This window comes from Pseudoalteromonas sp. 19-MNA-CIBAN-0066 (assembly GCF_040308705.1).
GTDB lineage: Bacteria > Pseudomonadota > Gammaproteobacteria > Enterobacterales > Alteromonadaceae > Pseudoalteromonas > Pseudoalteromonas nigrifaciens.
On sequence record NZ_JBEONZ010000054.1, the window covers coordinates 1 to 13,659 of the forward strand.

Below are 13,659 nucleotides of genomic sequence, written 5' to 3' on the forward strand. Positions count from 1 at the left end.
GTGCCAGCCTGAGCCCGATATCGACAGCTTGTTACCCTGGAATTTTAAAACATAGGTGTAGTTCGCTAGACGCTCACAGTAATGTACACAAGTCTCCCGCGTAGGTCGGGCGAGCGTAGCGACACCCGACACTCAAATCATAAAAATATCACCACTGACTAATGAGTGTGTCGCATTTGCACTGTGACTCTCCACTGCTGTGGGCACCACGACATTGCCAGGCTTCAAATCGAGAAAGCCCGATTGAAAATATTCGGGCTTTTTTACGTCTGCAGAAAAGTAAAACTTAAGCTGGAAAGTACTAGGGATAATCTCGATATTGTGAAAGAGCGCAGTTTTAAGCTAGTGCGTAGTTGGATTTATTACCAAGCCATCTACTTATAAGTGCATCTACTTGTTTTGGGTGCTGTATTAGCATTTGCTGCGCTATTGGCCTGACTTGATTTAAAGTGTGTTTGTCGCGGGTTAGATCGGCAATTTTAAATTCAGCTAAACCGGTTTGTTTAGTGCCGAGCACTTCACCAGGGCCGCGGATCTCTAAGTCTCGCTCAGCTATAACAAAACCATCGTTACTATCTCTTAACACGCCCAGACGCTTTTGTGCTGTATGTGAGAGAGGTGCATGGTATAAAAGTACACAATGCGAAGCGGTAGCTCCACGCCCTACTCGACCACGTAGTTGGTGTAATTGTGCTAAACCTAAACGCTCAGGGTTTTCTATAATAATCAAACTGGCATTAGGTACATCCACTCCTACTTCAATGACTGTGGTTGCGACTAAAACATGAATATTACCAGCTTTAAACTCACTCATAATGGCTTGTTTTTCTGCAGCTTTCATCCGTCCATGTATAAGGCTTACGTTTAGCTCTGGTAAGGCTTCTTTTAATTGCTGCGCGCTATCTTCGGCGGCTTGGCATTGCAGCACTTCTGATTCATCAATGAGCGTGCATACCCAATAAACTTGCCTGCCTTGCTCATGGCAGGCTAATTTAACGCGATTGATAATATCGCCTCGACGAGTGTCTGGTAATGCCACTGTTGTTATGGGTGTTCGACCCGGTGGTAATTCATCTATTACAGAGGTCTCTAAATCGGCGTAAGCGGTCATTGCAAGTGTGCGAGGTATAGGTGTTGCTGTCATGACTAGTTGATGTGGGTAACAGTCGCCAAAGCGGCCTTTTTCACGCAGTGATAATCGTTGATGAACACCAAAACGATGTTGTTCATCGATAATAATAAGCACGAGATTATGAAATTTCACCTCGTCTTGAAATAACGCATGGGTGCCGACGATCATTTGCGCCTCCCCGGAGGCTATTTTTTCAAGTGTAGCTACACGTTCTCTACCTTTAGTTTTACCTCCAAGCCAGGCAACTGTAATACCTAATTGGTTAAACCAGTTATTAAAGTTAATCCCATGCTGCTCGGAGAGAATTTCGGTAGGAGCCATTAAAGCTACCTGAAAACCTTGTGCTATAGCAGTCAATGCACTTAATGCTGCTACTAATGTTTTACCTGAGCCAACATCGCCTTGTACTAAACGCATCATAGGGTAAGGCTGTTGTAAATCACCTTTAATTTCGGCGACTACACGACTTTGTGCATTGGTTGGATCAAAAGGGAGTTGCGCTAAAAATTGGCTTTCTAATGCGTTGTTAGGATTTAAGCTGACAGCTTTAACTTGTTGCCCTTGTTGGCGTATTTTTAACAAGCTGAGATTTTGCGCTAGTAGCTCTTCAAAAACGAGCCGCTGCTGAGCTGGATGAGTACCTTGTTCAAGTGCAATTACGTCTATGTCGTTAGGTGGGCGATGTAATAATAGTAAGGCATCACTTAGCCCTAAATTAGAAGGTTGCCATTGCGCTGGAAGCAGCTCCTCTACTGAATATTTTTGCAATAGATTAATAGCTTGATCGCTAAGTGCTCTAATTGATAATTGCTTTAAACCTTCAGTGGTTGAGTAAACCGGAGTAAGCGTTGTAGCCGTAGGCTGCTCATTGGGTGTGTCGCTTATGCTATATTCCGGATGACTCATTTCAAAGCCTACACGGCCACGGCGAACTTCACCAAAACAACGTATTATTTTTCCTGCACTGAGGGCATTTTTTTGTGCCGCGGTAAAATTAAAAAATCGTAGTGTAAGTCTGCCGGTGCCATCGTTTATTTGGCAAACTAGCATGCGCCTTTTACCAAAGGTGATCTGGCTTGTTTCAATTGTTGCTTCCACGCTTACATGGCTGTGTAATGAAAGCTCGTTTATAGTATAAAGCCGGGTGCGGTCTTCATAGCGAAGAGGTAAATGAAACAGCATGTCTTGTACTGTAGAAATACCTAGCTTTAGCAATCGCTCGGCCATTTTAGGGCCAACGCCTTTGAGTTCTGTTATTGGGTATTGGCTTAAGCTAGGTTTAGACAAGGTGGGCTCAAATCTTATTATTTGTAAGTGAGTTAAGTGTACTTATAGTGCGACGTGGCATCAAGCATGTTTTAAAGCTTGCCAAAACTGTTCATCAGCCACTATTTCACCGTGCTCATCGAGTACCGGGTAGGGAAGCTTTTTTAGCTTACATTGCCGAGCAATAATAGGGTGACACCCTTCAAAATAAATGGGATGTTTAATTTCATCACTCAACATATTGCGATTATAAAGCCCTGCAAGTTCGCGCTGACGTTGAGCTTCAAAGAGTATTAATGCAGCTGCAACGGATACATTTAGTGATTGAACCATCCCTTGCATGGGTATAATAATGTTTTGATCAGCGTGTTTTAAAGCTTGCTCTGAGATCCCTGTTTTTTCTTGGCCGACAATAATGGCGGTTGGCTTAGTATAGTCTATTTCTCTAAAATCAACGGCATCGGTTGATAAGTGAGTCGCGAGTATTTGTATATCGGGATTACGAGCACGCATAGCTGTTGTCGCATCGTCAATATTTTTATGTAAATGTGTTTCCAGCCAGTTTTTACTACCACCAGAGGTATTATTAGTAAGCCATTTTTGATTTTCTGGCCATACGGCATGCACGTGATGACAACCTACGGCGTCTGCACTTCTTACGATAGCGGAAAGGTTATGGTGTTTATGCACGTCCTCTAAACACACTGTTAGGTCAGTTTGTCGGCGCGAAAGTACGTCTGCGATTCTTTGATAGCGAGTTTGCTGCATGATTATCCTCTTTTTCAGTAATTATACGAGATTTTTAGTGTTAAGGCATTACTGTGCGGCTAATTGGGTTTTGTAGCGATATAAGAGTTTCTGTTGATTGAATAGCTTCAATTGCTTGTATTTTATTTATCAGTACATCTTGCAGATGATCGATTGAGCGAGTCATTACTTTGATAAAAATACTGTAGTTACCAGTGGTGTAATAAGCTTCAACAACTTCCTCTAGTGCTTCGAGTTTAATTAAGGTTTGCGGATAGTCGCGTGCACTATTTAAATTAATCCCAATAAAACAGCACACGTCATAGCCCAACTGCTTGGTGCTGATAGTTAACTGAGTTCCTGTGATGATCCCCGCTTGCTTCATTTTTTCAATACGAACATGAATTGTGCCGGCACTCACATTAAAACGTTTTGCTAATTCTGCGTAGGGTGTGCGTGCATTGGCCATTAATGCATGCAGAATCTGTTTATCGAGATTATCGATTTGATAATTTTCCATTACCTTTACACTCTTTGATTGTTGAATCTTAATGTTTTATAGCATTTAATTGATGCTTTTAATATGTTAAAGCTATTTTTATTGTGGGTTATTGAATTAAATAATTAAATTGTTACGATAACCATATTGAAGCGTTATTTAAGACGCAATGAGTTACGAAAGTACAATAACTGGGAATGAGGCCAATTATTATGAGTTCACTTTATGTGCAGCAGCAGCAGCAAATAAGTCAAGTTAAGCATTTTTTTTCACAGCAACTAGAGCAGCAATTAGGATTAATAGAAGTACAAGCTCCTATACTTGCTCGAGTGGGCGATGGCACTCAAGACAACTTAAGTGGCCATGAAAATGCGGTAGCTGTAAATATAAAAGCTATTCCAGATAGCCGTTACGAAGTAGTGCACTCACTTGCAAAGTGGAAACGTAAAACATTAGGAGATCATAGCTTTTCTCATGGTGAAGGCATTTATACACAAATGAAGGCGTTACGCCCAGATGAAGACTCGTTGAGTCCTATTCACTCAGTATATGTTGATCAATGGGATTGGGAAAAGGTGATCTGCCAAGATAGCGAGCGCACACTAACTACACTTAAACAAACAGTTGAAGCAATCTATACCGGTATTAAAAAAACGGAACAATTTGTTAGCGATAAATTTGGTATTATGCCATTTTTGCCAAGCAGTATTACATTTGTACATAGCGAAGAGCTGCGAGAAATGTACCCAGATTTTAGTGCTAAGCAACGAGAAAAAGCGATTGCACAAGAGTACGGGGCGGTATTTTTAATTGGCATTGGTGGTAAATTGAGTGATGGTAAAATTCATGATGTAAGAGCACCAGACTACGATGACTGGTCAACGCCAACCTGTGACAAATACGCAGGGTTAAATGGTGATATTTTAGTGTGGAACCCATTATTAGAAGACGCATTTGAGCTATCTTCTATGGGGATCCGCGTTAGTCCAGATGTGTTGCAAAAACAATTAAGTATGACGAGTGACGAAGACCGTTTAGAGTTTGATTGGCATAAGGCATTAATACAAAATAAATTTCCGCAAACAATTGGTGGCGGTATTGGTCAATCTCGTCTTGTTATGTTGTTATTACAAAAACCACATATTGGCCAAGTACAAGTGAGTGCATGGCCGCAGCACACTCATGCTGCATTCGATGGCTTGTTATAAATAATAAAGCCAATTAGCATAACTGCTTGGGCAATTTAACAAATTTAAATAGCCCCTTAGTTAAGTAGGTTGATTTAATGAGTGCTTCAAAAGCACTCATTTTTAATGCGTTTTAAATTCTACCTCAATTTTATTATTTTGTAGCTTTACACTACACGGAGGATAAGTTCGCGTTGTTTTGAGTACTTTATCAAAAATATGTATCACTACACCTGAATGTAAAACACTGTTAACTGCTAAATTGGCATTATTCAATAAATCATGTAAATTATTTTCTAGGTTTGATAAGCGCTTTTCTAACTGCTCGGCTTGTTGGCAGTAATGCTGTTGAGTCGCGCCAATTTTCCCAATAAGCATATTCTTTTTTTCTATATCCTTAAGTAAATCGGCTTTTTCTAATGCGGCTTGTAAGGTATCAAGTTGTTTATCGGTATTTGCTAAGTCTTGAAAGCAATTATCGGTATCAGCAGTGATTTCGGCCCCCGATGCAGCTAAGTTAATGACCATTTTTGCCCCCGATTCATTGCCTATTTCCCCAGCAATAAGGGTTGTTGCATTTAGCACTTCTCCGCCAAACAGCCTACCCTTGGGGAGCTCTGCTTGACCAACTTGTAGTAGATTAACAGCCTTTATTGAGCAGTGACTTGCTTGGCGTTCAATGAGTATATTAGTTGCTTCAAGGTAGCTATATTGTGCATGTGAAATATAGATGTCACCTTTACAGTTGAGCGTGCAAGAGAGTGATTTATCTTCAGGTTTATAATGGCCAATAATCCCTTGTTTTACGGTAATGTTACCATCGGCTGTTAACTGTGCAGACTCAACAGTACCAAAAATAGTAATATCGCCTTTAGCCTTTACTCGCATACCTGGCTCAATGTTGCCACTAACAATAACGCTGCCATTAAAATCAATATGACCACTTTTTACTGTAACTTCCGATATGGTAAAAATATCATCAACACGCATGCCATTATTTATTTCAACCGGTACACCAGCAATAGTAGAGACAAGTTCAAGTGGGTTAGATTTTGATATTTCAGTGCCTTCACCAGAAACTAAAGAAAGTATCTCGCCTGATTTAGCTGGGAGTAAGTCGCCAAGTACATTAAACCCTTCTTTACCTGGCGTGGCTGGTTGCTGGCGAATAAGTGTTTCGCCGGGGCTTACACTGGCTAATTTACCAAAGTCGCGCATATCAACACTGCCATCATCTTTTAGTTTTGGTGTTTTTAGACGATCTTTAAGGGTTTTTACTAAAGTATTAAATTTAGTATCTTGGCCATCAATAGGTAATCTGCCTTTAGCCAAAATGCCTTTAGTTGAGCTTCCGGCAGGCATTTCAAATTGTTTTTGCAGGAGTTTTTCTAAAAAAGCTTGTTTATAACCTCTTGCTACTCGCGCTTTTACCAGCTGCATTTTTGCATCATCTAAACTAAGAACATTACCGCCTTGAGCTAGTGTTAATTCGCCAATAGCGAGCATTTTGTCATCACTAATAGTCACGCTTAATATTGCATCGTGTTTAGTTGCTACTACTAAGATAGGCTCAGGGTTTTTACTTTTAAAAAAGTTATTTATAGAGTCATAATCTATTTTACAATCACAAAAATTCGACTCTTCTAGTGCTTCAATTATAAAAGCGGCTGAAGGGGGCGAGTGCTTACCGATATCAAGTAATACATTTCCATTATGAGCAAGCTTAAACACGAGTTAATCCTTTTTACTATCAAAGTTAAGTTTGTTTATATGACAGAATAATAGAGTGCTAGAAATTTACTTTTGAGTCAAGAATTGAGGGTAATAATGCGCAGGAAGTAGCAGAATAAGAGCTATAGCTTTGGCTATAGCTCTTAGAATAAATTAGTTAGTTGAAGGTAACTCCATAATTCCATCAATTTCAACTTGTACATTTTTAGGTAAAGCTCTTACACCAATAGCTGCACGGGCAGGGTATGGTTTTTTAAAGTATTGGCTCATTACTTCGTTAACTATTGCAAAGTTAGATAAGTCGGTAAGGTAAATATTCACTTTTACTAAGTCTTGAATTTGACCACCTGCTTCTTCACATACCGCAGCAATATTTTTAAATACTTGGTGTGTTTGCTGCGCAAAGTCTTCTGATATGACTTCCATCGTCTCAGGTACTAAGGGTATTTGACCAGATAAATAAACAGCAGTGCCTACTTTAACTGCTTGGCTATAAGTGCCAATTGCAGCAGGTGCTTTGTCGGTAGAGATAAATGCTTTATTCATGTGTTTCCTATTTTACTTTTTACGATAGACCTTTTGCACATCAGGCATCACACGAATGCGACGCATAATATTAGCAACATGGATACGGTTTTTAACGGTAATCCCTAAATCTATCACGTATAAATTACTTTCTTTTTCATCGGTGGCAATTTCTACAATATTAGCTTGTGTTGTCGCAACCACATTAGTTAACTTAGCGAGTGCACCTTGGTGGTTAATAATTTCAACACGTAAAGCCGCAATATATTCTTTTTCAGGGTTGTCATCCCATTTAACCACTAAGTATTTAGAGCGATCATTTTCCCACCCACGAATGTTTTTACATTCTTGGCGATGAACTGTTAGTCCTTTACCTTGGCTGATGTGTGCAGTAATAGCATCACCAGGAACAGGGCGGCAGCATTTAGAATAGTTAACCAGCATGCCTTCAGTACCAATAATGGTTGCCTTAGCTTGCTTGGCAATATTGGCTACATCACCATCCTCGTTTTGCAATAAACGTTTTGCAATTAGCATACTCATTAAATTTCCAGAACCAATCTCAACTAATAACGCTTGTACTGTAGTGAGCTCATGCTCTTTAAGTACTCTGTCGATATTTTCTTGGGCAATACTGTCGAGCTTACTTTCACCCAATGCAGAATCGAGTAAACGTCGGCCTAAAAGGAGTGCTTCTTCGTGATGCTGGCTTTTAAGGTAATTACGAACCCCTAAGCGCGCTTTACCTGTAACAATAAAGTTTAGCCAAGTTGCATTAGGGTGAGCGCCAGAGCTGGTAATTATTTCTATCGTTTGCCCTGTATCAATTGGTTTACTCAACGGGTAAGGTTTGCGATTAACACGTGCGCCAACACAAGTGTGGCCCACGTCAGTATGTACCGCATAAGCAAAATCAACCGCTGTTGCGCCCATAGGTAGCTCAATAATACGACCATCAGGTGTAAATACGTAAATTTCTTCAGGGAATAATTCAGTTTTTACATTTTCAACAAACTCAAACGACGAGCCAGCGCTTTGCTGTAACTCTAACAGGCTTTGCATCCATTGGCGTGCACGTTGCTGTGCAGTACTTCCAGCGCCACCATCATTTGCTTTTTTATACATCCAATGTGCAGCGACCCCTTTATCTGCCATATGATCCATGTCATGGGTACGGATCTGAATTTCAACCGGAATCCCATGCGGACCCACCAAAGAGGTATGTAAAGACTGGTAGCCATTTGTTTTTGGCACGGCAATATAATCTTTAAAGCGTGTTTCAATTGGTTTATATAAATTATGCGCTACGCCTAAAACGCGATAACAGATATCCATAGATTCAACCGCGATTCTAAACGCATAAATATCCATTACTTCATTAAATAGCAGCTCTTTATTAAGCATTTTTTTATAAATGCTATAAATATGCTTTTCGCGGCCAGACACAGTTGCCTTTATTCCTGATTGCTCAAGACGCATTTCTATTTCGTTTTGAATGTTAGAAATAACTTCCTTGCGATTACCTCGTGCTTTAGCTACTTCAGATTTAAGTGCACGATGACGCATCGGATATAAAGCCTGAAAACCTAAGTCTTCTAGCTCATTTTTAATATCATGAATACCTAAACGATTGGCTATTGGCGCATAAATTTCTAATGTTTCGCGGGCAATACGGCGGCGCTTATCAGGGCGTAGTGAGCCTAATGTGCGCATATTGTGCGTACGATCGGCAAGCTTGATTAAAATAACCCGAATATCTTGGGTCATTGCCATAATCATTTTGCGGTAATTCTCAGCTTGGAATTCTTTTTTATCTTTAAAGCTAAGTTTATCGAGCTTACTTACCCCTTCAACTAATTCAGCAACAGTATCACCAAAAATTTCAGCTAAGTCTTGCTGGCTAAAATTAGTATCTTCAATAACATCATGCATCAACGCAGCCATAAGTGTTTCATGGTCAAGATGCATACTTGCAAGAATTTGGCTTACTTCAACAGGATGAGTTATGTAGGGCTCGCCACTTGAACGAGTTTGTCCTTCATGGGCCTCTCGGGCTACCACATAGGCTTTTTGCACCAGCTCAACGTCGGCGGCTGGCAAGTATTCTGAGATTTTCTTTTTAAGACCTTCAAAAAGATACATTCACACTCCAATGTTCTTGTGAAGCAAATAGGAAACGGTAAGTTAAGAATATACGATGAAAAGACAGGATTGCCAACGGCTAGTGAAGAAATACTGCGCCGTTGGCTAAAATCAGACCGGGAGGTCGATTATTGGTTGCCACCAACAATAGCAGCAACAGCAGCTAATTCAGCTGCTTCTTGATGTTGTTGCTCTTCACGATCAATAACGTCCATTGATGAGCTATCTACCAAACCTAATTCAATTTCACGTAAAGCAATTACCGTAGGCTTATCGTTTTCAGGGTCTACTAGTGGTCTTTTACCACCAACAGCAATTTGACGGGCACGACGGGCCGCAACTAAAATTAAGTCAAAACGATTACCAATTGCATCTACTGCATCTTCAACTGTTACGCGGGCCATCTCAGCACTCCAAAATAATTTAAAAGCAAAGGCGTAGTTTACTGCAAGCAGCCTGTTTCGCCAATAGCCAGTGGTTAATTTTTATCTGTTTTACTTGCTTAATAGCAATATAAGCAAAGCTTACATTATTTAAGTAAGCTATTTAGTAAACTTTGATGACGAACGCTTTGCATTTTTAATGTTAAACGCTGCGCCATAACAATTGTTTCTATGTCGGTTAGTGCAGTATCAAAGTCATCATTAACAATTACAAAGTCGTATTCGTTGTAATGTGACGTTTCTGATTGCGCTTGTGCCATACGCCCAGCAATAATTTCTTGCGAGTCTTGGCCACGGTTATTCAAGCGTTGCTCTAGTTCTGCTTTTGAAGGCGGTAAAATAAAAATAGTTTGTACACTAGGCATAATTTTACGCACTTGCTGCGCGCCCTGCCAATCAATATCTAAAAACACGTCAATACCAGCATCTAGTTGCGACTCAATAGCTTGTTTTGATGTGCCATAGTAGTTATCAAACACTTGCGCCCATTCAAAAAAGTCATCTTTAGTTATGAGTGCTTTAAACTCATCGGTTGATACAAAATGGTAATGTACACCATTCTCTTCACCAGGTCGTTTAGCGCGAGTCGTGTGTGATACAGATACCTTCATATCCGTATGCTTTTTCAATAACGCATTTATTAAGCTTGATTTACCCGCTCCCGATGGTGCCGATAAAATAAATAAGTTTCCGCGAGTTTGAGCCATGTTTTTCTCTATCTAAAATAAATAGGCTTGAGTTATAAATAACTCAAGCCTTTAATAACACTATTGCACTTTAATTAACTCTTAGTGCTCAATTTTAAGGCTTGAACATTAAAGCATTACTCAATATTTTGGATCTGCTCACGCATTTGCTCAATCAGCACTTTTAGCTCTACAGCGGCAGTAGTAATGTCACTATTGATAGACTTAGATGCTAATGTGTTTGCTTCGCGGTTAAACTCTTGCATCATAAAGTCTAAACGACGACCACATGCCCCGCCTTTTGTAAGAATTTTTTTGGTTTCTTTAACATGCGACTTTAAGCGATCTAATTCTTCAGCCACATCTTGCTTTTGAGCTAAATAAATAAGCTCTTGTTCAAGGCGTGATTCGTCAATATTAGCCGTTAAATCTTCGAGTTTTTGCGCTAACTTTTCGCGCTGCCATTTGGCAATTTCAGGCATGTGCGTTTCTACAATAGCTACTTGCTCTAAAATAGCTTCAAGGCGAGTAGCTATCATCTCTTGTAGGTTTTCACCTTCATCACCACGTGCAGATTTAAAATCTTCTACTACTTGGTCAAAGCCTGCAATAAGAGCAGTATTTACACTATCCATATCAAGCTCTTGTGCTTCCATAACACCAGGCCAGCGTAGTATATCAACTGGGTTAATGTCACCATCACTGTGTTGTTGTACCCACTTAGCACTATTTATTAGCTGCTCTGCAAGTGCTTCATTTATTGACAGCTCGCCAACATGCGCAGGGTTTGCTACAAACTTTAAGAAAACTTCAACTTTACCGCGTTGTAAATGTTTACGTAAGCGCTCACGAATTACTGGCTCCATGCCACGAAATTGCTCTGGGGCACGAATAAATGTTTCAAGGTAGCGCTGGTTCACTGAACGAACTTCCCAAGTGCCGGTGCCCCAATCGCCTTTTATTTCGCGACGCGCGTAAGCAGTCATACTGTGGATCATGGATAGTTTCCTAAAATTAATAAATACAATATTACAATGATTATACCGTAACACTGCTTAAGCTCTAGGGAAAATTTAATAGACTGAATATTTTACAATCAGCATGGCATCTACACCGACATGCACTTATAATGTCGCAAATTCTGAATTAAGGGGATCGTCAATGCGTCCAAGCGAAAGAACAGCTAACCAAATTAGACCTGTTACATTTACACGTAATTATACTTTGCATGCAGAAGGCTCAGTACTTGTTGAGTTTGGTAATACTAAGGTGCTTTGTACTGCCACAGTTGAATCGGGTGTACCTCGTTTTATGAAAGGCCAAGGTAAAGGTTGGATCAATGCAGAATACGGTATGTTACCGCGTGCAACGCACACACGTAATGCCCGTGAAGCGGCGCGTGGAAAACAAGGCGGTCGTACTATGGAAATTCAACGCTTAATTGCGCGTGCACTTCGTGCTGCTGTTGATTTAAAAGCGCTTGGCGAAAACACTATTACTATTGATTGCGATGTTATTCAAGCTGATGGCGGAACACGTACCGCATCTATTAGTGGTGCCTGTGTTGCATTAGTTGACGCACTTACGCATATGCGTGCTAAAGGGATGATCAATTCAAACCCACTTAAATACATGATTGCAGCAATTTCGGTAGGCATCTATAAAGGCCAAGCCATTAGTGATCTAGAGTACATAGAAGATTCAGCAGCAGAAACCGATATGAACGTCATTCTGACCGAAACCGGCAAAATTATCGAAATTCAAGGAACTGCCGAAGGTGAACCGTTTTCGTTCGACGAACTCGATGAGTTACTTACATTAGCTAAGCACTCTATTCGTGAAATTATCGACGTACAAAAGCAAGCATTAGCATAACGCAAAGGATCACTGTATATGAAAGATTATCAAATAGAGTTTATTGAGTTCGCTTTAGAAAAGCAGGTATTAAAGTTTGGTGAATTTACTTTAAAGTCAGGCCGCACTAGCCCGTACTTTTTTAATGCTGGTTTATTTAATACAGGACGAGATTTAGCGCGTTTAGGCCGTTTTTATGCTGCAGCATTAGAAGATGCCGCCATTGAGTACGATGTATTATTTGGCCCTGCTTATAAAGGTATTCCTATTGCAACGACAACCGCAGTTGCTTTAGCAGATCATTACAATAAAGATGTACCTTATTGTTTTAATCGTAAAGAGAAAAAAGCACACGGTGAGGGTGGCACATTAGTAGGCTCTGAACTTAAAGGTAAAATCATGCTAGTGGATGATGTGATCACCGCCGGCACTGCTATTCGTGAGTCGATGGAAATTATCGCAGAGAATGGCGCAGATCTAAGTGGTGTATTGATCGCCCTTGATCGCCAAGAAAAAGGTAAAGCCGAGTTATCAGCTATTCAAGAAGTTGAACGAGACTTTAATACCAAAGTCATCTCTATTGTAAAACTAGCAGATCTAATTAGTTACCTTGAAACCCAAGGGACTATGGATCAGCATTTAGCCTCAGTTAAAGCTTACCGCGACCAATATGGTGTAGCGTAAATAAAAGCCTCGCAATGCGGGGCTTTATTTTGACCTTCATTTATAGAGTTTATTAATGAAAGATGTATTAAAACCAAATGGCCTCGGTCTCAAGCGTGTTTTTAAAGCAAGCTATTGTTCGTACCTTGGCTTTAAAGCCGCGTTTAAAGAAGAAGTCGCATTTAGACAAGAGCTACTCCTATGCATTATTTTGTTACCACTATCATTTTGGTTAGCTTCGTCATTACTTCATTGGGCACTACTTGTTAGTACGCTACTGATTATGCTTATAGTCGAATTATTAAACTCCGCAATTGAAGCCCTAACCGATCGGGTAAGCACAGAGCGGCATGTATTATCAGGTAGAGCCAAAGATATGGGATCTGCTGCAGTAACACTTGCATTGTCGATCGTCGTGATCATCTGGGGCATTAGCCTTTATATAAAGATCGTTTAACCCTACTTTTAAATATGAGAAGGTATAAAAATATCTTTAGTTGTTAATAGCTTGCTAGTTATGTTGTATTTTTAACGTGTTTAGCTCAAATACTCAGCGAACAGCAGTTTATTTCAAGTTTTCTTTAAAAAACAGTTGATCTGTTTTCGGATCTCCCTATAATGCGACCCCACTGAGAAGGGAAACGCCGATGCATAGCAAGGCACGAACTACTCAGAGAGTTAAATAAAACTTCGGTTTTAAATTGTCGAAAGAAAGTTTAAAACTAAGTGTTGACTCGAAAAATAAAGGATGTATTATACGCATCCCTTGAGACGCTAAAGCGAC

At 40.1% G+C, this 13,659-nt stretch carries 13 protein-coding genes; 4 read left to right on the forward strand and 9 right to left on the reverse strand.

The window, feature by feature from the left end; all coding sequences use genetic code 11:
• Positions 1–337 precede the first annotated feature (337 nt).
• Genes recG through asnC form a run of 3 tightly spaced genes read right to left on the reverse strand, consistent with a single transcriptional unit; the run spans position 338 to position 3,665 of the window.
• Positions 338–2,419 (reverse strand): ATP-dependent DNA helicase RecG, encoded by a 2,082-nt coding sequence (recG, locus tag AAEZ18_RS17320; RefSeq protein WP_089368839.1) that lies wholly within the window; start codon positions 2,417–2,419, stop codon positions 338–340.
• Between the two features lie 60 nt (positions 2,420–2,479).
• Entirely contained in the window at positions 2,480–3,166 is a 687-nt protein-coding gene (gene trmH, locus AAEZ18_RS17325; protein ID WP_089368838.1) for a tRNA (guanosine(18)-2'-O)-methyltransferase TrmH, read from the reverse strand.
• A 40-nt stretch (positions 3,167–3,206) separates the two neighbouring features.
• On the reverse strand, positions 3,207–3,665 hold the full coding sequence (asnC, locus tag AAEZ18_RS17330; protein ID WP_011329434.1) for a transcriptional regulator AsnC: 459 nt from the start codon (positions 3,663–3,665) through the stop codon (positions 3,207–3,209).
• Between the two features lie 191 nt (positions 3,666–3,856).
• Between asnC and asnA the strand changes: the two genes are divergently transcribed.
• A complete protein-coding gene (gene asnA, locus AAEZ18_RS17335) occupies positions 3,857–4,852 on the forward strand; it encodes an aspartate--ammonia ligase (RefSeq protein WP_089368837.1) in 996 nt (331 codons plus the stop codon).
• A 102-nt stretch (positions 4,853–4,954) separates the two neighbouring features.
• On the opposite strand, the gene AAEZ18_RS17340 is transcribed toward asnA, so the two are convergent.
• The 6 genes from AAEZ18_RS17340 to AAEZ18_RS17365 form a co-directional block, all read right to left on the reverse strand.
• Positions 4,955–6,562: a flagellar assembly protein A gene (locus AAEZ18_RS17340; RefSeq protein ID WP_011329432.1), complete on the reverse strand. Its 1,608-nt coding sequence runs from the start codon at positions 6,560–6,562 to the stop codon at positions 4,955–4,957.
• 153 nt (positions 6,563–6,715) lie between these two features.
• Positions 6,716–7,108: a deaminase RidA gene (gene ridA, locus AAEZ18_RS17345; RefSeq protein WP_011329431.1), complete on the reverse strand. Its 393-nt coding sequence runs from the start codon at positions 7,106–7,108 to the stop codon at positions 6,716–6,718.
• 12 nt (positions 7,109–7,120) lie between these two features.
• Entirely contained in the window at positions 7,121–9,229 is a 2,109-nt protein-coding gene (gene spoT, locus AAEZ18_RS17350; protein WP_011329430.1) for a bifunctional GTP diphosphokinase/guanosine-3',5'-bis pyrophosphate 3'-pyrophosphohydrolase, read from the reverse strand.
• 128 nt (positions 9,230–9,357) lie between these two features.
• Positions 9,358–9,633, reverse strand: a complete 276-nt coding sequence (gene rpoZ / locus AAEZ18_RS17355) for a DNA-directed RNA polymerase subunit omega (protein WP_011329429.1) — start codon at positions 9,631–9,633, stop codon at positions 9,358–9,360.
• A 125-nt stretch (positions 9,634–9,758) separates the two neighbouring features.
• Positions 9,759–10,379: a guanylate kinase gene (gmk, locus tag AAEZ18_RS17360; RefSeq protein ID WP_011329428.1), complete on the reverse strand. Its 621-nt coding sequence runs from the start codon at positions 10,377–10,379 to the stop codon at positions 9,759–9,761.
• A 116-nt stretch (positions 10,380–10,495) separates the two neighbouring features.
• Complete coding sequence (locus tag AAEZ18_RS17365) at positions 10,496–11,356, reverse strand: YicC/YloC family endoribonuclease (RefSeq protein ID WP_011329427.1); 861 nt, start codon at positions 11,354–11,356, stop codon at positions 10,496–10,498.
• A 163-nt stretch (positions 11,357–11,519) separates the two neighbouring features.
• Here AAEZ18_RS17365 and rph point away from each other — a divergent pair, with 163 nt between their 5' ends.
• Genes rph through AAEZ18_RS17380 form a run of 3 tightly spaced genes read left to right on the forward strand, consistent with a single transcriptional unit; the run spans position 11,520 to position 13,332 of the window.
• Positions 11,520–12,233: a ribonuclease PH gene (gene rph / locus AAEZ18_RS17370; RefSeq protein WP_011329426.1), complete on the forward strand. Its 714-nt coding sequence runs from the start codon at positions 11,520–11,522 to the stop codon at positions 12,231–12,233.
• Between the two features lie 18 nt (positions 12,234–12,251).
• Entirely contained in the window at positions 12,252–12,896 is a 645-nt protein-coding gene (gene pyrE / locus AAEZ18_RS17375; protein ID WP_089368835.1) for an orotate phosphoribosyltransferase, read from the forward strand.
• Positions 12,897–12,951: 55 nt separating this feature from the next.
• Positions 12,952–13,332 (forward strand): diacylglycerol kinase, encoded by a 381-nt coding sequence (locus tag AAEZ18_RS17380; RefSeq protein WP_011329424.1) that lies wholly within the window; start codon positions 12,952–12,954, stop codon positions 13,330–13,332.
• The last annotated feature ends 327 nt before the right edge of the window (positions 13,333–13,659 follow it).